The organism is Micromonospora echinofusca (genome assembly GCF_900091445.1).
Classification (GTDB): Bacteria; Actinomycetota; Actinomycetes; order Mycobacteriales; family Micromonosporaceae; genus Micromonospora; species Micromonospora echinofusca.
Map to the genome: position 1 here is coordinate 271,472 of NZ_LT607733.1, position 26,713 is coordinate 298,184.

19 protein-coding genes and 4 tRNA genes are annotated in these 26,713 nt (G+C 69.9%); 22 read left to right on the plus strand and 1 reads right to left on the minus strand.

Features of this window, described 5'->3' with window-relative positions:
* Positions 1–461: 461 nt before the first annotated feature.
* Together htpX and GA0070610_RS01320 are read left to right on the plus strand one after the other, a co-directional pair.
* The gene (gene htpX, locus GA0070610_RS01315; RefSeq protein WP_089003197.1) at positions 462–1,337 is read left to right on the plus strand and encodes a zinc metalloprotease HtpX; all 876 of its coding nucleotides are present in this window, start codon (positions 462–464) and stop codon (positions 1,335–1,337) included.
* 142 nt (positions 1,338–1,479) lie between these two features.
* Positions 1,480–2,739, plus strand: coding sequence for an MFS transporter (locus GA0070610_RS01320; RefSeq protein WP_088998331.1), 1,260 nt, complete (start codon positions 1,480–1,482; stop codon positions 2,737–2,739).
* 225 nt (positions 2,740–2,964) lie between these two features.
* Here the strand turns inward: GA0070610_RS01320 and GA0070610_RS01325 are convergent, their stop codons facing one another.
* Positions 2,965–3,459, minus strand: coding sequence for a YajQ family cyclic di-GMP-binding protein (locus tag GA0070610_RS01325; protein ID WP_089003198.1), 495 nt, complete (start codon positions 3,457–3,459; stop codon positions 2,965–2,967).
* Between the two features lie 148 nt (positions 3,460–3,607).
* Here GA0070610_RS01325 and GA0070610_RS01330 point away from each other — a divergent pair.
* From GA0070610_RS01330 to GA0070610_RS01425, 20 genes are all read left to right on the plus strand, one after another.
* Positions 3,608–3,691 (plus strand) — tRNA-Tyr (locus GA0070610_RS01330).
* A 511-nt stretch (positions 3,692–4,202) separates the two neighbouring features.
* Positions 4,203–4,898: a YdcF family protein gene (locus GA0070610_RS01335; RefSeq protein ID WP_231925871.1), complete on the plus strand. Its 696-nt coding sequence runs from the start codon at positions 4,203–4,205 to the stop codon at positions 4,896–4,898.
* A 24-nt stretch (positions 4,899–4,922) separates the two neighbouring features.
* Positions 4,923–7,829, plus strand: coding sequence for a phage tail protein (locus GA0070610_RS01340; RefSeq protein ID WP_157747016.1), 2,907 nt, complete (start codon positions 4,923–4,925; stop codon positions 7,827–7,829).
* An 800-nt stretch (positions 7,830–8,629) separates the two neighbouring features.
* Positions 8,630–11,158 (plus strand): putative bifunctional diguanylate cyclase/phosphodiesterase, encoded by a 2,529-nt coding sequence (locus GA0070610_RS01345; protein ID WP_088998334.1) that lies wholly within the window; start codon positions 8,630–8,632, stop codon positions 11,156–11,158.
* A gap of 96 nt (positions 11,159–11,254) precedes the next feature.
* Positions 11,255–11,327: transfer RNA gene (locus GA0070610_RS01350), tRNA-Thr, on the plus strand.
* Between the two features lie 25 nt (positions 11,328–11,352).
* A tRNA-Met gene (locus GA0070610_RS01355) sits at positions 11,353–11,425 on the plus strand.
* 133 nt (positions 11,426–11,558) lie between these two features.
* Entirely contained in the window at positions 11,559–11,726 is a 168-nt protein-coding gene (gene rpmG / locus GA0070610_RS01360) for a 50S ribosomal protein L33 (RefSeq protein WP_013288652.1), read from the plus strand.
* A 126-nt stretch (positions 11,727–11,852) separates the two neighbouring features.
* On the plus strand, positions 11,853–12,299 hold the full coding sequence (locus GA0070610_RS01365) for a MaoC family dehydratase N-terminal domain-containing protein (protein ID WP_088998335.1): 447 nt from the start codon (positions 11,853–11,855) through the stop codon (positions 12,297–12,299).
* Position 12,300: 1 nt separating this feature from the next.
* Positions 12,301–12,693: a MaoC family dehydratase gene (locus GA0070610_RS01370; RefSeq protein WP_088998336.1), complete on the plus strand. Its 393-nt coding sequence runs from the start codon at positions 12,301–12,303 to the stop codon at positions 12,691–12,693.
* Between the two features lie 128 nt (positions 12,694–12,821).
* Positions 12,822–12,894, plus strand: a tRNA-Trp gene (locus GA0070610_RS01375).
* A gap of 214 nt (positions 12,895–13,108) precedes the next feature.
* Positions 13,109–13,501: a preprotein translocase subunit SecE gene (gene secE, locus GA0070610_RS01380; RefSeq protein ID WP_088998337.1), complete on the plus strand. Its 393-nt coding sequence runs from the start codon at positions 13,109–13,111 to the stop codon at positions 13,499–13,501.
* Between the two features lie 38 nt (positions 13,502–13,539).
* Positions 13,540–14,262, plus strand: coding sequence for a transcription termination/antitermination protein NusG (nusG, locus tag GA0070610_RS01385; RefSeq protein ID WP_088998338.1), 723 nt, complete (start codon positions 13,540–13,542; stop codon positions 14,260–14,262).
* Positions 14,263–14,446: 184 nt separating this feature from the next.
* Positions 14,447–14,878 (plus strand): 50S ribosomal protein L11, encoded by a 432-nt coding sequence (gene rplK / locus GA0070610_RS01390; protein ID WP_088998339.1) that lies wholly within the window; start codon positions 14,447–14,449, stop codon positions 14,876–14,878.
* Between the two features lie 80 nt (positions 14,879–14,958).
* Complete coding sequence (rplA, locus tag GA0070610_RS01395) at positions 14,959–15,675, plus strand: 50S ribosomal protein L1 (protein WP_088998340.1); 717 nt, start codon at positions 14,959–14,961, stop codon at positions 15,673–15,675.
* Positions 15,676–15,752: 77 nt separating this feature from the next.
* The gene (locus GA0070610_RS01400) at positions 15,753–16,574 is read left to right on the plus strand and encodes an ATP-binding cassette domain-containing protein (protein ID WP_088998341.1); all 822 of its coding nucleotides are present in this window, start codon (positions 15,753–15,755) and stop codon (positions 16,572–16,574) included.
* Positions 16,571–17,260: a hypothetical protein gene (locus tag GA0070610_RS01405; RefSeq protein WP_088998342.1), complete on the plus strand. Its 690-nt coding sequence runs from the start codon at positions 16,571–16,573 to the stop codon at positions 17,258–17,260. Before GA0070610_RS01400 ends, GA0070610_RS01405 begins: the two co-directional genes overlap by 4 nt.
* Before the next feature lie 457 nt (positions 17,261–17,717).
* Positions 17,718–18,263, plus strand: a complete 546-nt coding sequence (rplJ, locus tag GA0070610_RS01410; RefSeq protein ID WP_088998343.1) for a 50S ribosomal protein L10 — start codon at positions 17,718–17,720, stop codon at positions 18,261–18,263.
* Between the two features lie 54 nt (positions 18,264–18,317).
* The gene (gene rplL, locus GA0070610_RS01415; RefSeq protein WP_088998344.1) at positions 18,318–18,701 is read left to right on the plus strand and encodes a 50S ribosomal protein L7/L12; all 384 of its coding nucleotides are present in this window, start codon (positions 18,318–18,320) and stop codon (positions 18,699–18,701) included.
* Positions 18,702–19,275: 574 nt separating this feature from the next.
* Positions 19,276–22,707, plus strand: coding sequence for a DNA-directed RNA polymerase subunit beta (gene rpoB, locus GA0070610_RS01420; RefSeq protein WP_088998345.1), 3,432 nt, complete (start codon positions 19,276–19,278; stop codon positions 22,705–22,707).
* Positions 22,708–22,787: 80 nt separating this feature from the next.
* Entirely contained in the window at positions 22,788–26,675 is a 3,888-nt protein-coding gene (locus tag GA0070610_RS01425) for a DNA-directed RNA polymerase subunit beta' (RefSeq protein WP_088998346.1), read from the plus strand.
* The last annotated feature ends 38 nt before the right edge of the window (positions 26,676–26,713 follow it).

The following is a 26,713-nucleotide window of genomic DNA, read 5'->3' on the forward strand; positions in this document are numbered from 1 at the left end:
CTCCACAACCGGAGGCCTTCGTCATCACGTCTATCTACGTCGTGTCGTCACACGACCTCAAACAACGTCCCTGGGCAGTACAGCTAGAAGGCTGTCGCACAGGGGTTCGTCCGAGCGGGTCGAGGTCCTTGTCGGGAGCGGGGAAGGAATGTCGTCGCGATACCTGTCAGGCATTTAGATGCCTGACAGGTATCGCGCACCAGGAGGCCACGCCCCCGCCGACACCCCGACCGCGCGCCGCCTCCGGCGAACCGACAATGCCCGCCGATCGTTGCGTCGGGCGTCCAGGCTCAGGGGACAGACCGAGGCGGTCGCTTTCCCGAATTCCGGTGTGACACTCGCGACGGGCACTCCGGACATCTCAGGCAACTCTCAGCCATGAGACGGATGGTTGACGGGTACCGGGTTGTTGGACCGGTCAGCGGATCCCGCGCGATCCGTGCTGCACCGAAGGAGTGATCGTGCACCACAACCGTCTGAAGACCGCCGCGCTGCTCGGCCTGCTCACGTCGCTGATCCTGGCGGTGGGCTACTGGTTCGGCGGCAGTGGCGGCCTGGTCATCGCCGTCGTCGTCTCGCTGCTCATGAACGGCGTCACCTACTTCTACTCCGACAAGCTCGCGCTGCGCTCGATGCGGGCGCAACCGGTCAGCGAGGCACAGTTCCCCGAGCTGTACCGGATGGTCCGCGAGCTGGCCACCGAGGCCGGGCAGCCCATGCCCCGCCTGTACGTGAGCCCGACGTCGCAGCCCAACGCGTTCGCCACCGGGCGGAACCCGCAGCACGCGGCCGTCTGCGTCACCCAGGGGATCACGGAGATCCTCGACTACCGGGAGCTGCGCGGCGTGATCGGGCACGAGCTGTCGCACGTCTACAACCGGGACATCCTCATCTCCAGCGTGGCGGCCGGTCTGGCCGGCATCATCACCATGCTGGCGAACATCGCCTGGTTCATCCCGCTGGGCGGTGGCGACGACGAGGACTCCCCGAACCCGGCCGTGCTGCTGCTCACCATCATCCTGGGCCCGATCGCGGCCACCGTGATCCAGCTGGCGATCAGCCGCAGCCGGGAGTTCCAGGCGGACGCCTCCGGCGCCCAGCTCACCCGGGACCCGCTGGCCCTGGCGAGCGCCCTACGGAAGATCCACATGGGTGCCCAGCGCCGGCCGCTGCCGGCCCAGGGGCAGCTCACCAGCACCGCCCACCTGATGATCGCCAACCCGTTCAAGGGCGGCGGCGTGGCGGCGCTCTTCTCCACCCACCCCAAGATGGAGGAGCGGGTCGCCCGGCTGGAGCGGATGGCCGCCAACAGCGGCCCCGTGCAGTTCCAGCGCTGAGGCGCTGATCACCTTTCCGCCCGTGTCCGGTCCGCCGGACACGGGCGGAACGCCGTGTGAGCGCGTTAACCGTTCCTCTCGCGCCGTCGGCGGCGTTAGGGTCGAAAGGTTCCCCACTCGTTACATCCCCTGGAGGTCGACCGTGGCCGCACTGCGCCAGTACCTGGGCGTCTGGCGGATCCCCGGAGCGCCGATGCTGCTGCTCACCGGCATCCTCGGCAGGCTCGGGATCGGCATGACGCCGCTGGCGCTGCTGCTGGTCGTCGAGCAGGTCACCGGCCGCTACTCACTGGCCGCCGTCGCCGGGGCCATCTACGCCCTCTCCGGCGCCGCGCTCAGCCCCGTGGCGGGCCGGATCGCCGACCGGATCGGTCCCACCCCGGTGCTCGTCGGCACCGCCGTCGCCCACCCGTTCGCCCTGCTCGCCCTGCTCTGGTCCGCCCGCTCCGACGCCGGCAGCCTGGCGCTGGTCTTCGTGGCATCCGGCGTCGCCGGGGCCACCTACCCGCCGCTGACCGCCGCGATCCGCGGCGCCTGGAACGACCTGACCTCGCCGGCGTCCGGCCGGTGGCACCTGCGTAACACCGCTCTCGCCGCCGAGACCACGCTCTTCGAGATCGTCTTCGTGCTCGGCCCGCTGCTGGTGGCCGGCTTCATCCTGTTCGCCGACGCCGGGGCCGCCCTGATCGGAGCCGCCGTGGTGACCCTGGTCGGCACGATGGCGGTGGCCCTCGGCCGCGTGATGCGCGGCTGGCAGCCGCACCCGCGCGAGCACCGCACCACGGGGCTCGGCCCGTTGCGCGTGTCCGGCTTCCCGGCGCTGCTGCTCTGCGTGGCCACCCTCGGCATCGCCTTCGGCGCGGCCGGCGTGACCGTGCCGGCGTTCGCCTCCGCCTACACGTCCGACGACCCCGACAGCCTCGCCGGGGTGCTGCTGGCCGTCTGGGGCGTCGGCAGCGCCGTGGGTGGCTTCTGGTTCGGTGTCCGCAAGCCCGCCCGGAACATGACCCGGCAGTTCTCGCTGCTGCTCGGCGCGGTGGCGGCCAGCTTCGCCGTCTTCGCGGTGATGCCCACCCCGGTGGCGCTGGGGACGGCCCTCGTGATCGGGGGCGCCACCATCGCACCCGCGCTCACCCTGGAGAACACCCTGGTCGGCCGGGTCGCCCCGACCAGCATGCTGAACGAGGCGTACACCTGGGTGGTGACCATGTCGGTGGGTGCCAGCGCCGCCGGCGGCGCGGTGGCCGGCCTGATCGTCGACCACGGCGGCGGGCCGCCCTGGGCGTTCGTCTTCGCCGGGGCGGCGGTGGCCGTCGGGGCCGGGGTGGCGGCCCTGCCCGCCGGGCCCATCGCCCGCGCGGAGGCCACGGCGGTACGCAGCGAGGAGCTGCTGCCCGCCTGACGCCTACGGGGTTCCCGTCGCGTCGGAGGGGTACCCCCGGGCATGTTCGTCTTCTTCTCGAACCGGGTGGGCTGCCTCGGATCCCTGCTGATCAGCGCGATCCTGACGGTCGTGCTGCTGCTCGTCTTCTCCCGCTGAACCGGCATGGTCCTCTCGACCCGGGTTGTCAGGGTCGGCCGTCCGCCGTCCGGTCGGCCCCGCCGCGGCGGGGCCGACCGGACACCGTCAGCGGTAGTTGGTGAACTGGAGGGCGACGCCGAAGTCCTCGCCCTTGAGCAGCGCGATGACGGCCTGGAGGTCGTCCCTCTTCTTGCCGGTGACGCGCAGCTGGTCGCCCTGGATCTGGGCCTGGACGCCCTTCGGGCCCTCGTCGCGGATCTTCTTGCTGATGGCCTTGGCCTTGTCCGAGTCGATGCCCTGGATCACCTTGCAGTCGATCTTGAAGATCTTGCCCGACGACCGGGGATCGCCGGCGTCCAGCGACTTCAGCGAGATGTTCCGCTTGATCACCTTCTCCTTGAAGACCTCCAGCGCCGCCCGCACCCGCTCCTCGGTCTCCGCCTGGAGGCTGATGGCCTCCTCACCCGACCAGGAGATCTCGGCGCCGGTGCCCCGGAAGTCGAACCGCGTCGCGAGCTCCTTCTCCGCCTGGCGGAGAGCGTTGTCGACCTCCTGGCGGTCGACCTTGCTCACGATGTCGAACGACGGGTTCGCTGCCATGCTCATGCTCCTGCTGTCCGGCGGTCTGTGGTCCTTCGTCCCCCGCTGACCAGCGGTACGACCCCCTGACGGTACCCGGTTGCGCCGGTGCCGGGGTGAGCCGCTATCCTTGCTTCCGCTGCCGCGTTACGACGCGGTGGGGTGCCCTGGCGGGTTGCCCGAGCGGCCAATGGGAGCGGACTGTAAATCCGTCGCGAAAGCTACAGAGGTTCGAATCCTCTACCCGCCACCAGGTGCACGAACAGCCCCGTGAGATGCGGAAACGCGCTCCGGGGCTGTTCTCGTTCCATCCAGCGAAGTCCAGCCCGATCCGGCGCTCTGTGCACGCGAACCACATCGACGGGGAGAGGACGGGGGTGAACGAGCGCATTGGCGACGCGCTGGATGACCGGTGGCGGTGAGGCGTGCCTCGGGGAGTGTGAAGAACCCTGCCGTGCTGTGTGCGGCTCAGCCCCGAGGATCCTCGACAAACTCGACTTTTGCTCCGGGGCTCTTCCGTCTCCTTGGAGATCTCCTCCTGAAGCTGGGCCCAGAGCGCATCGTCGCTGAAGTCCGCACGGATCACAGGAACGCGGTGTGTGTCGGGCAGATAGGCCATGGCGCAGTCTAAGTGCCGTTGTTGACCGCCGTTGCCTGGTCAACCGCGCATCGGGCACGCCGGCCGGCCTGAGGGCTGGAAAGATCGCGTACATGATCACTCTTCCTCAACCCGACGGCCTTCCCGACGCGGCCGGGGTGGTTCGGTGAACCCCCACAAGGCGGCTCCTCGGGTTGTGGCGCAGGAGGATCTGGCCGGCTTCACAGCGGGCCAGCTTGCGGGGGTGCTGAAAGCCCTCACCGTGATCCTGACCCTGCCCCAGTCGGCCGCCGACCACGTCGACGCTCTCGTGGTAGCCACCGGTCAGGGCGAGGAATGGCGTCTCACTCATGCGATCCGCAACTGGGAGGCGAACCCAGCGCTTCGCTACCTTCTGGTGGCGAATGGGAATCCGGATGAAGAGACCTATGTCGAGATCACGCTCGACTACCTGCGGAGCCTCGGCCTTCGTCGCACCGACGGAGTCCACCTCCAAGCCGAACCGGCCTCCAACACCGGCCTGCAGGCGGCATGGATCGTCGACCAGGTCCAAGCCCGCAGGATCGCCAGCCTCGCGCTCGCTGTCTCTCCCTACCACCTGGCCCGCGTCTACCTCACGGTCCTCAAGGCCTTCACCAGGACTGGAATACGCCTCCCCATGATCCCGCTCCCCGTGGCCGTCTCCCCTGACACACCCGTCCCGGAGACCGGAGCGACCGCCTACGACCTCGTACCCGGCGAGATCACGCGCATCCTCAACTACATGGACAACGGATGGGTCGCCACGCCGGAGGAGGTGCAGCAGTACCTACAGTGGCTCTGGAGCCACCACAAGGCCCTCCTCGTCACCGGCCGGGTCTGAGGCAGTCGTAGCCCGTCCGGCCAGGTGGCGAGCCCGCTCGCATCCCCGGATACATGCCAGGGACTGCGTCCAGGTCAACGGATCCGGGGCGTTCTTGGTCGCGGCGGCGTGCGATCCTCTTCGCGGCTGATAATCGCCGCCTGTCCATCATGGGGAGACCACGTGGGTAACGCTCCGCGCGCTCGTCAGCGTGCCATGGCTCTGATCATGGCCTCGACACTTGGCTGCGGAACGATCGTGGGGCTCACCGCGGCCCCGGCCGCCGCGGCCGCGGGCGCACCCACCGACCTGAAGACCGCCAACCAGTCGTGCGCCATTGCCGCACCGGGGCCGTACCTGAGCCCGGTCCTGCTCAACGCCGCTCAGGCCGTCGTGCTGAAAGGCACCTTCGACCGTACGGGTGCGGGCCCCCAGCTTGAGGCCGACTTCCAGGTGTGGGACGTGGCCGACCCGGAGCACCCGCAGCAGTGGCTCCGCACCATAGGCGAGCAGAGCAACGAGGTCTACGTCCAGCTCGAGGACGATGCGAAGCAACTCGACGGTGTCACGTACGCCTGGCGGGTGCGGGTCCTCGACGGCGCGGCGGCGTCGGCGTGGAGCGACACGTGCCATTTCACCATCGACCGCAGCGGTGGCCCGGCACCCACCGTCACCTCTGCCGAATATCCCGCAGGCAGCTGGGACGACGCCAGCGGCGCGATCGGCGTCCCCGGCGCGTTCGCGCTGGCCCCGGTCTCCGCCGACACCGTCAGCTACCGGTACCGGTTCTACTCGGGCGAGCTGCCGGAAGACACCGTGGAGGGCACGGTGAACGCCGAAGGTCTCGGCGGGCCCGCAACCGTCCGCTGGAGCCCGCGAGCTGCCGGCCACCACTCGCTCACCGTCCGAGCCATCGACCGGGCTGGCAACGCGTCAGAGCCGGCCTACCACGAGTTCTACGTCAAAGAGACCCGGCCGTCGGTCTTCTCTGCCGCGTACCAGGACCTGGCTCCGAACCTCGACTACAACGTCGGCGTGCCCGGCGCGTTCGAGTTCACCGCCACGCTCGCCGGCACGGCGTCGTTCGCATGGCGGATCGACGAGGGCGGACCATCGGGAACCGTGCCCGCGGACGCCGCCGGAAAGGCGACGGTCATGATTGCTCCGACGCGCGGCGGCTGGCAGACCCTCTACGTGCACAGCGTCACGCACGACGGCACGGCGCACGCTGACCGCGCCTACCGGTTCATCGTCGACAACGGCCCGACGCTCACCGGGGACACGCGCGGCGACGTGGTCATCGGGTCGTCGCTCACCTTCCGCCTCGCGCCCCGGATGCCGAACGTCGAGGCGTACGTCTACTGGGCGGAATACTCGAGCCTGGAGCAGCGGCCGATCGAGAAGATCACCGTTCCCGCTCGGCCGGACGGCACCGCCGACCTGACCTGGACGGCCACCGAGACCGGCGTCGCCGGCCTGCGGATCCAGAGCCGGAGCGCCGACGGCACCCTCTCCCATCCGCGCTGGCAACCGATCTCCGTCGACGGAGCGGCACCGACGGTGACCCGCACCGGCGGCACCGACCTGGGCACGCCGGCGGCCTTTACGGCCCGCAGCCGGATGGCCGACGTGGTCGACTACGTGGCGACGCTCCACTACGACGAAGCCAGCAGCCAGGTCGTCAAGCCGGCCGCCGACGGCACCGCCACCTTCAGCTTCACCCCGACCAGGAGCGGCTACAAGGCCGTCACCGTCGTCGCCCGCAACGCCGCCGGCGTGCAGACGGAGTCGGACGGCGTGACCTGGACCGTGACGGACGGGCCCCGGGTTGCATCGACCGACTTCCCGGCGACCGGCAGCGGTCACCTCGCCCCGGGCACCTTCAGCTTCACGCCGCGCATGTCCGGCTCGACCTCGTACCAATGGTGGGTCAACGACGGCTCGGGCGGCACCGTTGCCGCCAAGGCCGATGGCAGCGCGGCGCTGACCTGGACACCGCCGGGCGCTGGCAGGTACGTCCTGAGCGTCCGCAGCTTCACGGCCGACCGCACCGCCTCCATGGTCACCACGTACGGCTTCACCGTCGAGGGCCCACCGATGGTGTCGAACTTCAAGGCGACCGGTGGTGTCGGCTCGGCCGCGCTGTCCTGGACGCTGCCGTCGATCACCGATCTGGACCAGGTGATCGTGCGAAGTGCCACGGGCCCGACGGCGCCGTCGTCACCAACCGCCGGCACGGCGGTGTACGGGGGCACGGGCGGCAGTGTCACGGCGACGGGGCTGGCGCCGGGTACGACGTACACGTTCGCGGCGTGGGTCAGGGACAGCAGCGGGAAGCTGTCGGCCGCGCCGAGTGTGACCCTGGTCGGCAGCACGACCACGATCACGGCCAGCGCCACCTCGCTCGCGCACGGCTCGGCGGTGACGGTGTCGGGCGCGGCAGTCCGCGCGGACACCGGTGCGGGCATCGCGGACGCTCCGATGCAGCTCTACGGCAGGCGTAAGGGCACCAGCCAGTGGACGTTGATCACCACGTCGACCACTGACAGCTCAGGCGAGGTGAGCTACAGCCACCAGCCCTCGTGGGGCCTGGACTACAAGTGGCGGCACCGCGGCTCGACGGCCCACCTGGGTTCGGAGAGCGGCCTCACGACGGTCTGGGTGAAGACAGCCGTCACCGCCACGCTGTCGAAGACGTCCGTCCCCCTCGGCGGCTCGGTCACCCTGTCGGGCAGTGTCTTCCCGGCCCACCCGGGCAGGACGGTGCACCTGGAGCGTTACGTGAACGGAAGCTGGTCCCCGGTGAGCAGCGCGGCGTTGTCGTGGACCGGCGCCTACTCGTTCACCGTCCAGCCGTCCGCGAAGGGCACCCACCACTACCGGGTTCACATGCCGCCCGACCTCGACCACCTGGCCAGCTACAGCGACACCCGCAGCTTCGAGGTCTTCTGAATCCTCCAGCCGCCAATCGCGCCAACGGCCCCCGACCAGCAGGGATGCTGATCGGGGGCCGTTGGCGTTCGGCTGAGCCGCCGCCGGCCGTTGCCCAGCCGTACTCCCTCGGCGCGCTGTCCAGCCCAACCGGCCGCACGTCACGGGGGTCAACCGATGAGCGTCGGGCGCCACAGCACCGTCGTTCCGCCGCCGCTGCTCATCTCGACCTCACCGCGGCTCCCCTCAGCCGGACCGGGCGGCCGGTGCCTGTCCCCGGGTCCGCGCACGAGGTCTGTCGGGCGGCCGGCAGAAGCTGTGGCATGCTGGCGCAGAACGAGTATGGTGGTCGATGTCCGGTCGAGTCTCCCCTCGGCGGGGGGCGCCGACGGTGGTGGTGGGTACGTCTGGACTCTCGGACCTTCCCCGAATTGCGTGGAAGGTCGCAATCCGCAATGTGCGAAGTGCACGGTGCCCGCTCAGCCCCGTGATCAGGGCTCGGTCGGGGCGGCCCGGTGGCCGAACGGCGCAACGTCGTCGACGCTCGGTCCGGCGGTACGCGCACCGCTTTTCTGGGTACCTGCCTTGTGGCACGATCGTGGAACCTCCACCATCCCCGTGAGACTTCCCCGACAGGAGCAAACATGTCTGGTCGAAGGCTGGGCCGGCTGCTTGGCTCGCTTTTCGCACTCGCCGTCCTCGCGAGCGGCGTCATGATTGGTGACTTCCAGACCGCCGACATCATCTGGAACATGCCCGCACCTCGCTGAGCAACCACCGCTCGATGACGTGAGACCGGCGGGCCGGTAAGGGGGCACGGGATGGCGGGTCGTGGCCCCACCGGCCCCCGCTCGACTGAATACGCGTGGCTGATCACCGGGCCGTTGGCCCTGATCGCCATCGTCTGCACGACGGCGGTCGGCCTCGTGGCGCCGCAGCCGTTCGGCGGGTGGTCGCTCGCGCTGCCACTCCTCGTGGCCATGGTGGCCGCCGGGCTCCCGGTGCTGAACTTCACCGTCCGGCGGCAGTCCCTCGGCGTGACCCTGACCGAGATTCCGCTGGTCCTCGCGTTCTACCTCGTCGAGCCGCTGACGGTCGTCGTGATCTACACGGTCGCGTCGGCGGCGACCCACCTGCGGCACCGGTTCGGCGCGACGAAGTTCTGGTTCAACGTGGGCCGGGCGGCCGCGGGCTCGTCGCTGGCCGTCCTCGTGCTCGAGGCGTTGCCGCCCGTCGAGGGCGTCGGCCCGGCCACCTGGCTCAAGCTGTCCCTCGCGGCCAGCATGGTCAACCTGTTGAGCCTCGCCTCGGTCGCCGGCGTGCACACCCTGTTGCAGGGCTGGCAGGCTGGCCGGGGCACGCTCCGGCAGTCGCCGCCCGCGCTCCTGGCCGCGATGATCAACATCGCCAGCGGCATGATCGTCGTCATCCTCATCGCGGCCACCTGGTGGTCGCTGCTGCTGCTCGGGGCCCTCCTCGTCGCCCTGGCCCTCGTCTACCGGGCGTACGCGCAGTTCTTCCGGCAGCACCGCACCCTCACCGACATGTACGAGCTGAGCCGCGCGGTCAGCGAGAGCGGCGAGTACGGCACCCTGCCCGACGCCCTCCTGGGCCGCGTGCGCGCGCTCATGCAGGCGGAGTACGCGACGCTCTGGCTGCCCGCGCAGGGCAGGCACCCCGAGGTGCTGCTCACCGCCCGCAACGACGCCCCCGGTCTGCTCGACTTCGCCAAGACCCCGGTCGTCCTGCGGGAACGGGCCCGGGACGCGGGCCGCACCGTGGCCGTCGGCCGAGGGTTGACGACCGACGGCGACCTGCGCGCCCCGCTGTCGGCGCACCGGGTCAAGGACGTCATCGTCCTTCCCCTGCGCTCCGGTCAGGCGGTCATCGGGACGCTGGAGGTGGCCAACCGGCTGGGGGACAGCAACCACTTCGTCCGCACCGACGTGCCGCTCTTCGAGACGGTGGCGGCGCACGCGGCGGTGGCGCTGGAGAATTCGCGGCTGGTCGACCGGCTCCGGCACGACGCCAGCCACGACACGCTCACCCGGCTGCCCAACCGGCGGCGGATCACGGGCGCGCTGGAGGAGGCCGTCAAGATCCGGGCGCCCGGCGAGGTCGTGGCCCTGCTGCTGTTCGACGTCGACCGGCTGCGCCAGGTCAACGAGTCGCTCGGGCACGCCGCCGGCGACAAGGTCCTGGTGGAGGTCGCCAACCGGCTGCGTGCCTGCGTACCCTCGTCGGCCCTGGTCGGACGGGCCGGCGGGGACGAGTTCCTGGTGACGCTGCGGCTGGAGAGCGCGGAGGCGGCGGTGGAACTGGCCGCGCAGTTGCGCGAGCAGATCCGCGACGAGATGGTCTTCGACGCGCTCACCCTCGACGTGGACACGGCCGTCGGTGTCGCCGTGCATCCCGACCACGGCAGCGACGCGGCGTCCCTGCTGCAACGGGTGGACCTGGCCGCGACGGCGGCCAAGTCCGTACCGGGCAGCGTGCAGCTGTTCAGCCCGGCGCTGGAGTCGCGGTCGTTGCGGCGGCTCGGCCTCGCCGGCGACCTGCGGCGGGCCCTGGACGACGGCGAGCTGGAGGTCTACTTCCAGCCCAAGGTGACGCTGCGCGACCGTCGGCTGGTCGGCGTGGAGTGCCTGGCCCGCTGGGAGCATCCGGCGCACGGCACGGTCGCGCCGGAGGACTTCGTGGCGGTGGCCGAGCACACCGGTCAGCTCGGCCGGTTCACCGAGCTCGTGCTCCGGGAGGGGCTGCGGCGCAGCCGGGACTGGACGCACGCCGGCCAGCCGCTCGCCGTCGCGGTCAACCTCTCCGCCCGTACGCTCACCGACCAGCACTTCCCGGCCCGCGTCAAGGAGCTGCTCGACGAGTACGGCGTGGCGCCGCAGCTGCTCACGCTGGAGATCAAGGAGGCCGGAGTGCTGGACGGCACCGACCGGCCCATCCCGACCCTGCGGCGGCTGCGGGACCTCGGCGTACGGCTGTCGGTGGACGACTTCGGCACCGGCGACTCGTCCCTGGCCCACCTGCGCCGGCTGCCGGTGCACGAGGTGAAGGTCGACCGCTCGTTCGTGCAGGGCATGGCGACGGACCCGGGCGACCTGGCGATCGTCAACGCGGTGGTCACGCTCTCCCAGCAGTTCGGCCTGGCCGTGGTCGCCGAGGGCGTGGAGAGCGAGCTGACGCTGGAGTTGCTCCAGGACATCGGCTGCGAGATCGGCCAGGGCTTCCTGTTCAGCCGCCCGCTGCCGTACGAGCGGCTGGAGGCCTGGTTCGGTGCCCAGGTGGACCCGGAGACGATCTCGCCGGGGGAGCTGCCCCGGCTGCGGGCCGTGCCCTGATCTGCGGAAACGCCCTGGTGGGGGATCCGATTTCATCTCCGCCGCACGGCCGTGTAATGTATCCCCTGCGCGTCACCCCCCGGGGAGATCGCGCAGGCCCCCTTAGCTCAGTCGGCAGAGCGTCTCCATGGTAAGGAGAAGGTCTACGGTTCGATTCCGTAAGGGGGCTCAGAGGGTCCGGCTGGACCCGCCACGGCGGTGTAGCTCAGATGGCAGAGCAAGCGGCTCATAATCGCTGTGTCGCCGGTTCAAGTCCGGCCACCGCTACTCTCGTCCACCGGGCCAGCTCCCGGCGGTCGGTGGTGATGGGCGCCACAGGCGCCCACTTTGCATGTCCGCGCCGTCAGCGCGTAGGCTGATGCGCCGTAGTTGTTACCCGTAGCGAGGAAGGCACTCCGCCGTGGCGAAGGCGACCGATGTCCGGCCGAAGATCACTTTGGCGTGTGTGGAGTGCAAGGAGCGCAACTACATCACGCGCAAGAACCGTCGTAACGACCCCGACCGCATCGAGCTGAAGAAGTTCTGCCCGCGGGACGGCAAGCACACGGTCCACCGCGAGACCCGCTGACCCACGGCCGGTCCGCCGGCCAGGTCCTCAGGCACTTCCCGATCGCCGGTCCGTATGGACGGCGCGGCTCCGGCCGTCGCCGACCGTACGGACCGGCGATCAGCGTATGCGTGTAGGTTCGCGGGCATGTCCCTGGACCCGTCCTTCGTCGGCCGGACGTATCCGCCGACCGCCCCCTACCAGGTGGGCAGAGAAAAGATCCGCGAGTTCGCCACGGCGATCGGCACCGCCGATCCGGCCCACCACGACCCCGCGGCCGCCCGTGCGCTGGGCCACCCGGACGTGGTCGCCCCGCCGACCTTCCCCATCGTGCTGACCCTGGCGGCCAACCAGCAGATCATCGACGACCCGGATCTCGGCGTCGACTACAGCCGCGTCGTCCACGGCGACCAGCGCTTCGCCTACACCCGTCCCGTGGTGGCGGGGGACGAGCTGGTCTGCGTCAGCGTCATCGACGACGTCAGCAGCCGTGGCGGGCACGGCTTCCTGACCACCCGCACCGAGGTCGCCACTGCGGCCGGCGAGCCGGTGGTCACGGTCTGGTCGAAGCTCGTCGTACGTGGGGAGGGCTGAGATGGAGCTGCCAACCAGGACGTTCCGGGTGACGCGCGCGGACCTGGTCCGCTACGCCGGCGCCTCCGGGGACTTCAACCCGATCCACTGGAGCGACCGGACCGCGACGAAGGTGGGTCTGCCGGGCGTGATCGCCCACGGCATGTTCACCATGGCGCTGGTGGGCCGCGCGGTGGCGGAGTGGGCCGGGGCGCCCGACGCGATCGTCGACTACAACGTGCGTTTCACCCGGCCGGTGGTCGTCCCCGACGACGACGAGGGCACCGAGATCGAGGTCTCGGCAAAGGTCCGGGAGGTCACCGAGGACGGCCTGACCAGGCTCGACGTGACCGCCGTCTGCGGTGGCGAGAAGGTGCTGTCGCAGGCGCGGGCGACCGTCCGGACGGCCCGCTGACCAGGCTCTCGACGCGCGAGGGGCAGACCGGTTGGGAAAGTCGTGCCGCTACCCGTACACTGGTCCGCCGTGGGGCAAGTAACCCCTGCACGGTCGTGCATGACCGGGTGGGGCGAGCATTGCCGCACAGGGGTGTAGCTCAATTGGCAGAGCAGCGGTCTCCAAAACCGCAGGCTGCAGGTTCAAGTCCTGTCACCCCTGCGCCTCAGGCCTGACCGTTCCCGTGGGTCGCGCCGCCGTACGGCGGCGTCCGGCCCGTGGTGGTGGCATCGGCGGGGTGGCCCCGAGGCATTCGGGCCCTCCCGGCTGATCCGCCGGCCGCGGCCCGTCGCGGGACGGTTGGTCCGGCCGGCGTGACCAAGCGCCGCGCACGCCCGACAGCGTGCGACCCCGACATCCCGCGACGGAGGGCGAAGTGGCCGACAAGAAGCGGCGCGGCGAGGACGCCGGCGACGACCGTCTGCACGACGAGGTCGTCGACGACGTGGCCGACGACGACGCCACCGACGCGGAGGAGCCGGTTTCCCGCGGCGGCACCGCGACGCGGTCGCGGGCGAAGGCGGATTCGGCGGACAGCAAGCCGAAGACCAAGGCGGAGACCGATCGGGTCGGTCTGTTCGGCCGCATCGCCCGATTCATCCGCGAGGTCGTGGCGGAACTGCGTAAGGTCATCTGGCCGACCCGCAAGGAGCTGCTGACCTACACGGCCGTGGTGGTCGCCTTCGTCGCGGTGATGCTGACGATCGTGGCCGGCCTTGACTTCGCCTTCGCGAAGGGCGTGCTGTGGGTCTTCGGCAACCCCAGCTGACCGGCCGACTGAGCCGATAGTGACGGAAGTGAGCGAGCGTGCCTGAGTACGACGAGACCGCCGAGACCACGGACGAGCAGTCCACGGTGGCGACGGCGGCTGGTGACGAGTCGGTCGAGGCCGCCAGCGAGCCGGAGTTCCCCACCACCGAGCCCGCGCCGGACGAGGACTACGACCCGGTCGCCGAGCTGCGGCAGAAGCTGCGCTACGCGCCGGGCGACTGGTACGTGGTGCACTCGTACGCCGGCTACGAGAACAAGGTCAAGACCAACCTCGAGACCCGGATCACGAGCCTCGACATGGAGGACTACATCTACCAGGTCGAGGTGCCGACCCGGGAAGAGGTGGAGGTCAAGAACGGGAAGCGGTCGCAGATCCAGGCCAAGGTCTTCCCGGGCTACATCCTCGTCCGGATGGAGCTGACCGCCGAGTCCTACTCCTGCGTTCGCAACACGCCGGGCGTCACCGGCTTCGTGGGCGCCACGGACCGGGCCGACCGGCCGGCCCCGCTCTCCCTCGACGAGGTGCTGAAGTGGCTGGCGCCGGCGGTCGAGACCGAGCAGAAGAAGGCCAAGCCCGAGATCAAGGTCCTCGACTTCGAGGTCGGCGACTCGGTCACCGTCACCGACGGCGCCTTCGCCTCGCTGCCGGCGACGATCAGTGAGATCAACGCCGACCAGCAGAAGCTCAAGGTGCTGGTGTCGATCTTCGGCCGCGAGACGCCGGTGGAGCTGAACTTCAACCAGGTCGCCAAGATCTGACGTCCGGAGCGCCGGCGGTGGGCAGCGGCCCGCCGCCGGCGTACCCGTTCCGCCCTCGCGCCCGACCTCGGCGCAGGCGACGGCGGGACGCTGCGCTACTCTAGAACGTCGCCGCTGTCGCATCGCGCTGACCGTGCGCGCCCGCGGCCGGCACCTTTCCCAGTTTCAAGCCCCAGGAAGAGACATGCCTCCGAAGAAGAAGCTCGTCAAGACGTTCACGCTTCAGCTGCCGGCGGGCCAGGCCACTCCGGCGCCGCCGGTCGGCCCCGCGCTCGGCCAGCACGGCGTGAACATCATGGAGTTCTGCAAGTCCTACAACGCGCAGACCGAGTCCCAGCGGGGCGACATCGTCCCCGCCGAGATCAGCGTCTACGAGGACCGCAGCTTCACCTTCGTGCTGAAGACCCCGCCCGCCGCCCGGCTGCTGATCAAGGCCGCCGGTGTGCAGAAGGGCTCGGGCGTCCCGCACAAGGAGAAGGTCGGCTCGGTCAGCCGCGCCCAGCTGCGTGAGATCGCCGAGAAGAAGATGGCCGACCTCAACGCCAACGACATCGACCAGGCTGAGAAGATCATCGCCGGCACCGCCCGGTCGATGGGCCTCAACGTCACCGACTGACCTCGGTAACCACCAGATCCAGTTCGTGGGAGGGCGCGCGGACCCCGCGGCCCGCCATAGACCACAGGAGTACGCAGAACATGCAGCGCAGCAAGAGCTACCGCAAGGCCGCCGAGGTCATCGACCGGTCGAAGCTCTACACCCCCGCCGAGGCCGTGAAGCTGGCCAAGGACACCACCACCGCCAAGTTCGACGCCACGGTCGAGGTCGCCATGCGCCTCGGCGTCGACCCCCGCAAGGCGGACCAGATGGTCCGTGGCGTGGTCAACCTGCCGCACGGCACCGGTAAGACCGCCCGCGTGATCGTCTTCGCCGCCGGCGCGAAGGCCGAGGAGGCCGTCGCCGCCGGTGCGGACGAGGTGGGCACCGACGAGCTGGTCGCCCGGATCCAGGGCGGTTGGCTCGACTTCGACGCGGCGATCGCCACGCCGGACCAGATGGCCAAGATCGGTCGGATCGCGCGGATCCTGGGCCCGCGCGGTCTCATGCCGAACCCGAAGACCGGCACGGTGACCATGGACGTCACCAAGGCCGTCTCGGACATCAAGGGCGGTAAGATCACCTTCCGGGTGGACAAGCACTCCAACCTGCACCTCATCATCGGCAAGGCCTCGTTCTCCGAGTCCCAGCTGATCGACAACTACGCGGCGGTCCTCGACGAGGTCCTGCGGGCCAAGCCGTCCGCCGCGAAGGGCAAGTACCTCAAGAAGGTCACCCTCACCACCACCATGGGCCCGGGCGTCCCGGTCGACCCCAACGTGGTGAAGAACCTTCAGGAGGCCTCGGCCGAGGGCTGATCCCCAAGCACCCGTGACGGGGCGTCGCCACATCGTGGCGGCGCCCCGTTCCGTGTCCGTTGTGGCATGCTCGGCCGGTGCGCCTGGAGAACGTCTGGCTGCGCTACCGGCGGCGGGGACCGTGGGTGCTGCGGGAAGCCGCGGTGCGGGTCGGCCCCGGTGAGGTCGTGGTCGTGCTCGGCCGCAACGGTGTGGGCAAGTCGACCCTGCTCCAGGTGGCCGCCGGGGTGCTGCGCCCGAGCCGGGGGCGGGTGACCGGTCGACCCCGGCACGTCGGGTGGGTGCCGGAGCGCTTCCCGGCCGATCAGCCGTTCACCGTCGCGCACTACCTGACCGCCATGGGCCGGGTCGCCGGCCTCGATCCGGCCGCCGCCGCCCACGCGGTCGACCACTGGACGTCCCGGCTGGGCCTGGCCGGGTTCCACCGCGTCCGGCTGCCGGAGCTGTCCAAGGGCACCGCCCAGAAGGTCGGCCTGGCCCAGGCGATGCTGCGTACGCCCGGCCTGCTGGTGCTCGACGAACCGTGGGAGGGCCTCGACGCCGCGACCCGGGACCTGGTCCCCGCGCTGATCGACGAGGTGGCCACGGCGGGCGGTTCGGTGCTGGTCAGCGACCACCGTGGCGAGATCGCCCGGCTGCCCGGCGCCCGCCGGTGGACGGTGGCGGACGGCACGGTCACCGAGGCCGCGCCGTCGGCGGACGCGCCACTCGCGGTGGTCGAGGTCGCGGTCCCGGCCGCGCGGGTCGAGGGCACCGTCGCCCGGTTGCGCGCCGATGGCCACCGGATCGTCGGCGTACGCCGGCCCGCCGAGCCCGCCCCCGACGGGCCGTTGCCGGGGGCCGTGGACGCGGTGGGGGCCCCGGAGGCCACGGGCGGGACCACCGGAGGGTCGTCGTGACCGCGCTGCTCCGGCTGCGGCTGGCGGGCTTCCTGCGTACGGGACGCGCGTTGGCCCCGGTGCTGGCCGGCCTGGTGGCGCTCGGCGTCCTCTACGGCGGCGGGCGGGCGCAGCCGGGGGAGGCGTACGGCGTCTCGGCGGTGGTGCTCTTCCCGGTGCTCGCGTGGCAGACCAAGGTGCTGCTGGACGTCGAGCCGGACGTGCAGCGCCGGCTGGCCCAGGCACTCGTCGGGGTACGCCGGGAGCGGCTGGCGGGGCTGCTGGCGGCCGGCGTGGCCGGGCTCGGCACGGTGGCCGTCGCGCTGGTCTTCCCGTGGCTCGTCGGCGGCGTCGCCGGCCCGGTCGAGCCGGGCGACCGGTCGGTGCCGCTGGGCGTCGCCGTCGGGCTGTGGGCGCACCTGCTGGCCGTACCCGCGGCGGTGGCGCTCGGGGCGCTGGCCAGCCGCGCGTCGACGGGCAGCGCCGGCTACGGCGTCGCGGTGCTCGCGCTCGGCGGGGTCGGCGCGGTCGTGCTCGGCCTGGGCGGGTCCGTGGCGCCGTGGCTGGCGCCGCCGGTGATGGCGACCGCGCGGGCCGCCGCCGACGGGCTGGAGGCGTCGACCGTGGTGCTGCACACCGCCTGGGCGGCGGCCTGGAGCGCGGCGGCCGGCGCCGCGTACCTGTGGCGGCGGCGCTCCCGGCCCTGACGGTGCCGGCCCTCACGGTGTCGGCCCTGATACCGATGCCGGCCCCGACCAAGGCCGGCGCGTCCGGTTCGCCGGGCGTGACCGGCGCCGGCCCACCGCCGCTCGGGGAAGCCGGGGTGGTCGCTCCGGGGCGGCTCGGTGGGCCGGGTGACCCGGGCCACGCCGGGGCGATTTGGTGGTCGCGGGGGTCCTCGCGTAACCTGGGCCGCGAAGTTCCACCCAGAGACCGCTGGTCACCGTGCCCCGGCACGGTCGAAGGTCCCGCGACTACGGGCGACCCGCGCAGGGCGGTAAGCGAAAATCGGTGCTGAGCATGGTCTGTCGACCGTGTCCGTGTGTCGGCCCTCGCCCCGTGCGCCCTGCGCCGGGGCTTTTCTCGTTGTCGTGGCGCCTCCGCCCCCGTCGAAAGCTTCGGCCGACGACGGTGACCGGCCTCGAGTAACGAGAGAGGAGGGACATGGCGGACAAGCCGATCCGGGCCGACAAGGCCACGGCCGTCGCTGAGCTGACCGAGAGCTTCCGCAACGCGGGTGCCACGGTGCTGACCGAGTACCGCGGTCTGACGGTTTCCCAGCTCACCCAGCTGCGGCGCTCGCTTGGCCAGGAGACCAGCTACACGGTCGCGAAGAACACGCTCGCGAAGCGTGCCGCGACCGACGCTGGCATCTCCGGCCTCGACGAGATGTTCACCGGTCCTACCGCGCTGACTTTCGTTTCGGGCGACGTCGTCGAGGCGGCGAAGGGGCTTCGCGACTTCGCGAAGGCCAACCCGAAGCTCGTCATCAAGGGCGGTGTCTTCGAGGGCAGGGCCATTACCGCGGCCGAGGTCACGAAGCTCGCCGACCTGGAGTCCCGTGAGGTGCTGCTGGCCAAGCTGGCCGGCGCGATGAAGGGCAACCTGAGCAAGGCCGCGGCCCTGTTCCAGGCCCCGCTGTCGAAGACCGCCCGTCTGGCGGCCGCCCTGCAGGACAAGCGCGAGAAGGAGGGCGCCGAGGCGGCCTGAGGCCCCGCGGCGCACCCAGTTCTTACCTAACAGATTCAGGAAAGGACGCCAGACATGGCGAAGCTCAGCACCGACGAGCTGCTCGACGCGTTCAAGGAGATGACGCTGATCGAGCTCTCCGAGTTCGTGAAGCAGTTCGAGGAGACCTTCGAGGTCACCGCCGCGGCTCCGGTCGCCGTCGCCGGCCCGGCCGGCCCGGCCGCCGCCGCCCCGGTCGAGGAGGAGAAGGACGAGTTCGACGTCATCCTCGACGCCGACGGTGGCAAGAAGATCCAGGTCATCAAGGTCGTGCGCGAGCTGACCGGCCTGGGCCTCAAGGAGGCCAAGGACCTGGTCGAGGCCGCTCCGAAGGCCGTCCTGGAGAAGGCCAACAAGGAGACCGCCGAGAAGGCCAAGGCCAAGCTCGAGGGCGAGGGCGCCAAGGTCACCCTCAAGTGACCTGACGTACCACCAGGCGCGTGTGCCCCGGCTCGGGTGAGCCGGGGCACACGCGTCACGGCGGGCGGTGATCCGACACTGGATCGCCGCCCGCCGTCTTGGTGGATCCGACGGCAGGCCCGGTGAGCAGGGCGTGGGCACTCCGAAGCGGTCGGTTGCCGCGCCCCGGCGGTAGCCCGTGGGTGGGAAAGAAGCGGCGACCCGGATGCCGGGCCTTGACGCGGCCCCGGGCTGACAGGCACGCTGACACAGCAAGACCTTCCGCGCTTGCAACGGCCACCACTTGGGTAATGGCAGCGGCGACACCGTCGGCTGCGACACCTGAGCGGCCCGGCAGGAACGTCGCGTTCCGAGCGGCCCGGTGAGACCCTGTTCGAGGGGTCCCGAGGCACGTTCCGCGACGACCTGCGGGGTGGGCTGGACAGCGGTTAGCCTCTCGGCTACACTGCTAGTTTGCGCTGCCTTCCGACTTGACCCCTGCTCGGAAATGTCCGTTTACGGATATTTCTGGTGGGGTCATTGGAGTGCACGCGTACCAGCCGTTATGCAGCACCGGTCCTCGGAAGGACGCATCTTGGCAGCTTCCCGCCCTGCGAAGACCAGTCGTACGTCGAGCGCATTCGCTCCCCGCCGAGTTTCATTCGGCAGGATCACCGAACACCTCGAGGTCCCCAACCTCCTCGCCATCCAGAACGAGTCCTTCGACTGGCTCGTCGGCAACGAGGCTTGGCAGGGCCGGTCGGCGGACGACCCGCACGCACGCTCGGGTCTCGCGGAGATCCTCGACGAGATCAGTCCCATTGAGGACTTCTCCGGCACCATGTCGCTCTCCTTCTCGGCTCCGCGCTTCGACGAGGTCAAGGCCTCGATCGAGGAGTGCAAGGAGAAGGACCTGACCTACTGCGCCCCGCTGTTCGTGACCGCGGAGTTCACCAACAACACCACTGGCGAGATCAAGAGCCAGACGGTGTTCATGGGTGACTTCCCGATGATGACGCCGAAGGGCACCTTCATCATCAACGGCACCGAGCGCGTCGTGGTCAGCCAGCTCGTCCGTTCGCCGGGCGTCTACTTCGACAAGCAGCCGGACAAGACCTCCGACCGCGACCTCACCAGCGTCAAGGTCATCCCCAGCCGGGGTGCCTGGCTCGAGTTCGACATCGACAAGCGCGACACGGTCGGCGTCCGCATCGACCGCAAGCGCCGGCAGGCCGTCACGGTCCTGCTCAAGGCCGTCGGTTGGTCGGCCGAGCGGATCCGCGAGCGGTTCGGCTGGTCCGAGCTGATGATGACCACGCTCGAGAAGGACCACATCGCCGGCGCGGACGAGGCGTTGCTCGACATCTACCGGAAGCTCCGCCCTGGCGAGCCGCCGACCCGCGAGAACGCCCAGACCCTGCTCGACAACCTCTTCTTCAACCCGAAGCGGTACGACGTCGCCAAGGTCGGTCGTTACAAGTTCAACAAGAAGCTCGAGCTGGAGGTGCCGATCACGACCGGCACCCTGACCGAGGACGACATCGTCGCCACCGTGGAGTACCTCTGCCGGCTGCACGCCGGTGAGGACGGCTACGAGGCCGACGACATCGACCACTTCGGCAACCGGCGCCTGCGTACCGTGGGCGAGCTGATCCAGAACCAGGTCCGGGTCGGTCTGTCCCGGATGGAGCGCGTCGTCCGCGAGCGGATGACGACCCAGGACGTCGAGGCGATCACGCCGCAGACCCTGATCAACATCCGTCCCGTGGTGGCGGCGATCAAGGAGTTCTTCGGCACGTCGCAGCTGTCCCAGTTCATGGACCAGACCAACCCGCTGGCGGGTCTGACCCACCGGCGCCGGCTGAGCGCGCTCGGCCCGGGTGGTCTGTCCCGGGAGCGGGCCGGCTTCGAGGTCCGCGACGTGCACCCGTCCCACTACGGCCGGATGTGCCCGATCGAGACGCCCGAAGGCCCGAACATCGGTCTGATCGGCGCGCTGTCCACCTTCGCCCGGGTCAACCCGTTCGGCTTCATCGAGACGCCGTACCGGAAGGTCGTCGACGGTCGGGTCACCGACCAGATCGACTACCTGACCGCGGACGAGGAGGACCGGTTCGTCAAGGCGCAGGCCAACGCGCCGCTGAAGGCGGACGGCACGTTCGCCGAGGACCGCGTCCTGGTGCGCCGTAAGGGCGGCGAGACCGAGGACGTCGCGCCGTCGGCCGTGGACTACATGGACGTCTCGCCGCGGCAGATGACCTCGGTCGCGACCGCGATGATCCCGTTCCTCGAGCACGACGACGCCAACCGCGCGCTGATGGGCGCGAACATGCAGCGCCAGGCGGTGCCGCTGGTCAAGGCCGAGTCCCCGCTCGTCGGCACCGGCATGGAATACCGTGCCGCGGTCGACGCCGGTGACGTGGTCGTCGCCGAGGTCGGTGGCGTCATCGAGGACCTCTGCGCCGACTACATCACGATCCACCAGGACGACGGCCACCGCCGCACGTACCTGCTGCACAAGTTCCGCCGCTCCAACGCCGGCTCCTGCGTCAACCAGAAGCCGGTCGTCTTCGAGGGCGACCGCGTCGAGGCCGGCCAGGTCATCGCCGACGGTCCCTGCACCGACGAGGGCGAGATGGCGCTCGGGCGCAACCTGCTCGTGGCGTTCATGTGCTGGGAGGGCCACAACTACGAGGACGCGATCATCCTGTCGCAGCGCCTCGTGCAGCAGGACGTCCTCACCTCGATCCACATCGAGGAGCACGAGGTCGACGCGCGGGACACCAAGCTCGGCCCGGAGGAGATCACCCGCGACATCCCGAACGTCAGCGAGGAGATGCTCGCCGACCTCGACGAGCGCGGCATCATCCGGATCGGCGCCGAGGTCGTTCCCGGCGACATCCTGGTCGGCAAGGTCACGCCCAAGGGTGAGACCGAGCTGACCCCGGAGGAGCGGCTGCTCCGCGCGATCTTCGGTGAGAAGGCGCGCGAGGTCCGGGACACCTCGCTGAAGGTGCCGCACGGCGAGACCGGCACGGTCATCGGTGTGCGTACCTTCTCCCGCGAGGACGGCGACGAGCTGCCCCCGGGCGTCAACGAGCTGGTCCGGGTCTACGTCGCCCAGAAGCGGAAGATCCAGGACGGCGACAAGCTCGCCGGCCGGCACGGCAACAAGGGCGTCATCTCCAAGATCCTGCCGATCGAGGACATGCCGTTCCTGGAGGACGGCACCCCCGTCGACATCGTGCTCAACCCGCTGGGTGTGCCGTCCCGGATGAACATCGGCCAGGTGCTGGAGACGCACCTCGGCTGGGTGGCGAAGACGGGCTGGAGCGTCGACGGCGACGACGCCGAGTGGAAGCGCCAGCTGCGCTCCATCGAGGCGCACGAGTCGGAGCCGGACACCAACGTGGCCACGCCGGTCTTCGACGGTGCCCGCGAGGAGGAGATCTCCGGCCTGCTGTCGTCGACCCTGCCCAACCGGGACGGCAAGCAGCTGATCGGTTCCACCGGCAAGGCGCAGCTGTTCGACGGTCGCTCCGGCGAGCCGCTGCCGGACCCGATCGCGGTCGGCTACATCTACATCCTGAAGCTCAACCACCTGGTCGACGACAAGATCCACGCCCGGTCGACCGGTCCGTACTCGATGATCACGCAGCAGCCGCTGGGTGGTAAGGCGCAGTTCGGTGGCCAGCGCTTCGGCGAGATGGAGTGCTGGGCGATGCAGGCGTACGGCGCCGCCTACGCCCTGCAGGAGCTGTTGACGATCAAGTCCGACGACGTCCTCGGCCGGGTGAAGGTCTACGAGGCCATCGTCAAGGGCGAGAACATCCCGGAGCCGGGCATCCCGGAGTCGTTCAAGGTGCTGCTCAAGGAGCTCCAGTCGCTGTGCCTCAACGTCGAGGTGCTCTCCAGCGACGGTGTGGCCCTGGAGATGCGCGAGACTGACGACGAGGTGTTCCGCGCCGCGGAGGAGCTGGGCATCGACCTGTCCCGGCGCGAGCCGAGCTCGGTCGAAGAGGTCTGAGGTGGTGGTCCGGGGCAGGGTGACCCTGCCCCGGACCCCGCCGGTTAGCTAGCAGTACAGACGACGACATAGGGGACATAGTGCTCGACGTCAACTTCTTCGACGAGCTGCGCATCGGCCTCGCCACCGCTGACGACATCCGTCAGTGGTCGCACGGTGAGGTCAAGAAGCCTGAGACGATCAACTACCGCACCCTGAAGCCGGAAAAGGACGGGCTCTTCTGCGAGAAGATCTTCGGTCCGCAGCGGGACTGGGAGTGCTACTGCGGTAAGTACAAGCGGGTCCGGTTCAAGGGCATCATCTGCGAGCGCTGCGGCGTCGAGGTGACCCGGTCGAAGGTCCGCCGTGAGCGGATGGGGCACATCGAGCTCGCCGCGCCGGTGACCCACATCTGGTACTTCAAGGGCGTGCCGAGCCGGCTGGGCTACCTGCTGGACCTCGCCCCCAAGGACCTCGAAAAGATCATCTACTTCGCCTCGTACGTCGTGACGAGCGTGGACGCCGAGTCGCGTCACCGTGACCTCTCGACGATCGAGAACGAGATCCTGGCCGAGAAGCGGCAGGCCGAGAACAGCCGCGACTCGGAGATCGAGAAGCGGGCCACCAAGCTCGAGGCCGACCTGGCCGAGCTGGAAGCCGAGGGTGCCAAGGCGGACGTCCGGCGCAAGGTCAAGGAGGGCGGAGAGCGCGAGATGCGCCAGATCCGCGACCGGGCCCAGCGCGAGATCGACCGCCTCGACGAGGTGCTGGACACCTTCCGCAAGCTGGAGCCGAAGCAGCTCGTCACCGACGAACTGCTCTACCGCGAGCTGCGCGACCGCTTCGGCGAGTACTTCACCGGCGGCATGGGCGCCGAGGCCATCAAGGCGCTGGTCCAGAACATGGACCTCGACGCCGAGGCCGAGAACCTGCGCGAGACCATCCGCTCCGGCAAGGGGCAGCGGAAGATCCGGGCGCTCAAGCGGCTGAAGGTCGTCGCGGCGTTCCTGAACACCCGCAACTCGCCGCTCGGCATGGTGCTCGACTGCGTGCCGGTCATCCCGCCGGACCTGCGCCCGATGGTGCAGCTCGACGGTGGCCGCTTCGCGACCTCCGACCTGAACGACCTGTACCGCCGCGTGATCAACCGGAACAACCGCCTCAAGCGGCTGATCGACCTCGGCGCGCCCGAGATCATCGTCAACAACGAGAAGCGGATGCTCCAGGAGGCCGTCGACGCGCTGTTCGACAACGGCCGCCGCGGCCGTCCGGTCACCGGGCCGGGCAACCGCCCGCTGAAGTCGCTCTCCGACATGCTCAAGGGCAAGCAGGGCCGGTTCCGGCAGAACCTGCTCGGCAAGCGCGTCGACTACTCCGGCCGTTCCGTCATCGTCGTCGGCCCGAAGCTCAAGCTGCACCAGTGCGGCCTGCCCAAGCAGATGGCGCTGGAGCTGTTCAAGCCGTTCGTGATGAAGCGGCTGGTCGACCTCAACCACGCGCAGAACATCAAGTCCGCCAAGCGGATGGTCGAGCGGCAGCGTCCGGTCGTGTGGGACGTGCTGGAAGAGGTCATCGGCGAGCACCCGGTGCTGCTGAACCGGGCGCCGACCCTGCACCGCCTGGGCATCCAGGCCTTCGAGCCGCAGCTCGTCGAGGGCAAGGCCATCCAGATCCACCCGCTGGTCTGCACCGCGTTCAACGCCGACTTCGACGGTGACCAGATGGCGGTGCACGTTCCGCTGTCCGCCGAGGCCCAGGCCGAGGCGCGGATCCTGATGCTGTCGTCGAACAACATCCTCAAGCCGGCCGACGGCAAGCCCGTCACCATGCCCACCCAGGACATGGTCATCGGCCTCTACCACCTCACCCACCTCACGGCGGGCGAGAAGGGCGAGGGCCGGGCGTTCAGCTCGGACGCCGAGGCGCGGATGGCGTACGACAACGGCGAGCTGCACCTCCAGGCCCCGGTGAAGATCCGCCTGCGGGGCGTGGTCGGGGTCGACAACGGCGCCGGCGCCGAGGCGTGGACCGCCCCGGAGGGCTGGGTCGAGGGCGACCCGCTGACCGTCGAGACGACCCTCGGCCGGGTGCTGTTCAACGAGACGCTGCCGCAGGGCTACCGCTTCGTGAACTACGAGATCCGCAAGGGTCAGCTCTCCGCGATCGTCAACGACCTCGCCGAGCGCTTCCCCAAGGTGGCGCTGGCCGCCACCCTGGACGGGCTCAAGGAGGCCGGTTTCCACTGGGCCACCTGGTCCGGCGTGACGATCGGCATGGAGGACGTCATCGCCCCGCCGCGCAAGCGGGAGATCCTGGAGCGGTACGAGAAGGAAGCCGACCAGATCGACAAGCAGTACCAGCGCGGTCTGATGACCCCGGAGGAGCGTCGCGGCGAGCTCATCCAGATCTGGACCAAGGCGACCAACGAGGTCGCCAAGGAGATGGACACCGCCCTGCCGCAGGAGAACCCGCTGTGGAAGATGATCAACTCGGGTGCCCGCGGTAACCTCCTCCAGCTCCGGCAGATCGCGGCGATCCGTGGTCTGGTGGCCAACCCGAAGGGCGAGATCATCCCGCGGCCGATCAAGGCCAGCTACCGGGAGGGTCTGTCCGTGCTGGAGTACTTCATCTCCACGCACGGTGCCCGCAAGGGTCTCGCGGACACCGCCCTGCGTACCGCCGACTCGGGTTACCTGACCCGTCGTCTGGTGGACGTCTCGCAGGACGTCATCATCCGCGAGGAGGACTGCGGCACCGACCGCGCCATCCCGATGCAGATCGGCGAGCGGATCGACGGCAAGCTGGTCGTGCACGAGCACGCCGAGACCAGCGTGCACGCCCGGACGCTGGCCGACGACATCAAGGGGCCGGACGGCGTCGTCGTCGCCGAGCGGGGTCAGGACATCAACTCGATCCTGGTCGACAAGATCGTCGCCGCCGGGACGGAGACGGTCCGGGTGCGCAGCGTGCTCACCTGCGAGTCGAAGCTGGGCGTCTGCGGTGCGTGCTACGGCCGCTCGCTGCCGACCGGCAAGACCGTGGACGTCGGCGAGGCGGTCGGCATCATCGCCGCCCAGTCGATCGGTGAGCCGGGTACGCAGCTGACGATGCGTACCTTCCACACCGGTGGTGTCGCGGGTGAGGACATCACCCAGGGTCTGCCCCGTGTGCAGGAGATCTTCGAGGCCCGGGTCCCGAAGGGCAAGGCGCCCATCGCCGACACCCCGGGTCGGATCCGGATCGAGGACGGCGAGCGTTCGCGGAAGATCATCGTGGTGCCGGACGACGGCAGCGACGAGATCGTCTACGACAAGATCTCCAAGCGGGTCCGGCTGCGTACCCACGACGGCGGTCACGTCGCGGTCGGCGAGAAGCTGACCGAGGGCACCATCGACCCGCACGAGCTTCTGCGGATCATGGGTCCGCGGGCGGTCCAGGTCCACCTGACCAGTGAGGTCCAGGAGGTCTACCGCTCGCAGGGTGTGCTCATCCACGACAAGCACATCGAGATCATCATCCGCCAGATGCTCAAGCGGGTGACGGTCATCGACTCCGGCTCGACCGAGTTCCTGCCGGGCGTGCTGGTCGACCGGGCGCTGTTCGAGTCGGAGAACCGCCGGCTCGTCTCCGAGGGCGGCGAGCCCGCCGCCGGCCGTCCGGTGCTGATGGGTATCACCAAGGCCTCGCTGGCCACCGACTCCTGGCTCTCGGCGGCCTCCTTCCAGGAGACCACCCGGGTGCTGACCGACGCGGCGATCAACTCGCGCAGCGACTCGCTCGTCGGCCTCAAGGAGAACGTGATCATCGGTAAGCTCATCCCGGCCGGTACGGGCATCAGCAAGTACCGCAACGTCCGGGTCGAGCCGACCGAGGAGGCGAAGGCCAAGGTCTACTCGATGACCGGCTACCCGGAGACCGACTACGGCTTCGGGCCGGCCAGCGGCCAGGCTGTTCCGCTGGACGACTTCGACTTCGGGTCGTACCGCTAGGCAGCATGATCGACGAGGCCCCCGGCACGCGCCGGGGG

Bases quoted from the DNA above. Each gene is read 5' to 3' on its own strand.
- GA0070610_RS01325 (WP_089003198.1), bottom strand. From the start codon at position 3,459: ATGGCAGCGAACCCGTCGTTCGACATCGTGAGCAAGGTCGACCGCCAG.
- GA0070610_RS01345 (WP_088998334.1), top strand. From the start codon at position 8,630: ATGGCGGGTCGTGGCCCCACCGGCCCCCGCTCGACTGAATACGCGTGG.
- GA0070610_RS01365 (WP_088998335.1), top strand. From the start codon at position 11,853: ATGTCCCTGGACCCGTCCTTCGTCGGCCGGACGTATCCGCCGACCGCC.
- GA0070610_RS01370 (WP_088998336.1), top strand. From the start codon at position 12,301: ATGGAGCTGCCAACCAGGACGTTCCGGGTGACGCGCGCGGACCTGGTC.
- rplK (WP_088998339.1), top strand. From the start codon at position 14,447: ATGCCTCCGAAGAAGAAGCTCGTCAAGACGTTCACGCTTCAGCTGCCG.
- rplA (WP_088998340.1), top strand. From the start codon at position 14,959: ATGCAGCGCAGCAAGAGCTACCGCAAGGCCGCCGAGGTCATCGACCGG.
- rplJ (WP_088998343.1), top strand. From the start codon at position 17,718: ATGGCGGACAAGCCGATCCGGGCCGACAAGGCCACGGCCGTCGCTGAG.
- rplL (WP_088998344.1), top strand. From the start codon at position 18,318: ATGGCGAAGCTCAGCACCGACGAGCTGCTCGACGCGTTCAAGGAGATG.